The organism is Kitasatospora sp. NPDC001175, from assembly GCF_053598215.1.
In genome coordinates, this window is the sequence record NZ_JBSFJU010000213.1 from 1 (window position 1) to 1,569 (window position 1,569).

The 1,569-nt window shown below is 67.3% G+C and carries 1 protein-coding gene; it reads left to right on the top strand.

The features are described 5' to 3' along the window. Positions 1–1,506, top strand: a 1,506-nt coding sequence (locus ACWDAK_RS41215) for an ABC transporter ATP-binding protein (protein WP_427396359.1), incomplete at its 5' end; no start/stop codon positions are given. Positions 1,507–1,569: the final 63 nt, after the last annotated feature.

The following is a 1,569-nucleotide window of genomic DNA, read 5'->3' on the forward strand; positions in this document are numbered from 1 at the left end:
GTGCAGTGGCGCAGGCTGGGCCAGGATGTGCAGCACGATTGGCGTAGCCGGACGTACGCGCGGGTGCAGCACTTGGAGTTGCGGCATCTGGAGGGGGAGCGGACGACCAGGATCGCGGGTGTGTTGACGGAGGATGTCGGTCAGTTGGGCGACTTCTTCGGGGCGTCGGCGAACGACGCGTTGCAGCTGGGTACCAGTCTGCTCGTTCTGGTGCCGCTCTTCCTGCTGCTGGCGCCGGAGATCGCTTGGATCGCCTTCCTGCCGGTTCCGGTCATCGCCTGGCTGTCGTTCCGTTATCAGGACCGGGCCGCCGCTGATTACGCCGTCTCCAGTGAGCACCGGGCCAGGTTGCACAGCCAGTTGGTGAACAACCTGGAGGCGAGTGCCACGGTCAAGAGTTTCTGTACCGAGGACTACGAGGCGGGGCGCATCGATGGCCTCGATCGGGTGGCGCTGGAGAGTGGTCGGCGGACCGACCGCAGCACGATGCGGCACTCGGAGACCGTCCGGGTCTGTACGACCGCCTCGATGGCGGGGACGCTGTTGGTCGGTGGCCGTGCGGTGTTGAAGGGCACTCTGCCGTTCGAGGTGTTCAGTCCGTTGATCGGTCTGCCCCAGATGGTGTTGCTGCGGATGAACCGGCTCGGCGGGATCGTCGATCAGTACCAGCGGACGCTGGCGGCGTACGACCGTGTGCGGCGGCTGCGTGAACTGCCCGTCGAGAGCGATGGCACCGGTGGTTCGCTGGCCGTTGCGCACGTGCAGGGGGAGATCGTCCTCGATGAGGTGACGTTCGCCTATCCTGGTCGGCCGCCGGTGCTGGAGGACGTCTCGTTGAAGATCTCCTCCGGGCAGACCACCGCGATCGTCGGTGCCACCGGGTCCGGGAAGACGACGATCGCGAAGCTGCTGATGCGTTTCCAGGATGCGGAGTCGGGCGGTGTGCTGCTCGATGGGCAGGATCTGCGCGATCTGCCGCGGCGGGACGTGCGCAATGCGATTGGTTTCGTTGCCCAGGATCCGTTCCTGTTCGACGGCACCATCGTGGAGAACATCCGGTACGGCACTTTCGGGGCTTCGGAGGAGGCGGTGGAGGAGGCTGCCCGGATGGCCGAGGCGCACGCCTTCGTCTCGATGCTGCCGGACGGCTACCACACGTTGATCGGCGAGCGCGGTGCCGCGTTGTCGGGAGGGCAGCGGCAGCGGATCGCGCTGGCGAGAGCGATCCTCAAGAACTCGCCGGTTGTGATCCTCGACGAGGCCACCTCCGCGGTGGACAACGAGACCGAGGCCGCCATCCAGCGTGCGCTCAGAGGCTTCGCTGCCGACCGGACGATGATCATCATCGCCCATCGGCTGTCCACGGTCCGCCACGCCGACCGGATCTACGTCATGGACAAGGGCGGTGTCGTGGCGGAGCAGGGCACCCACGACGAACTGCTCGCGCAGCACGGGCTCTACGCATCCCTCTGGCAGCTCCAGGCCGGCGACCTCGTCGCCTCCTGACCGCAGCACAGCGCGCCACCAGCCCGCCGACCGCGTGACGTCACCGCGGCCGGCGCGCTCCCG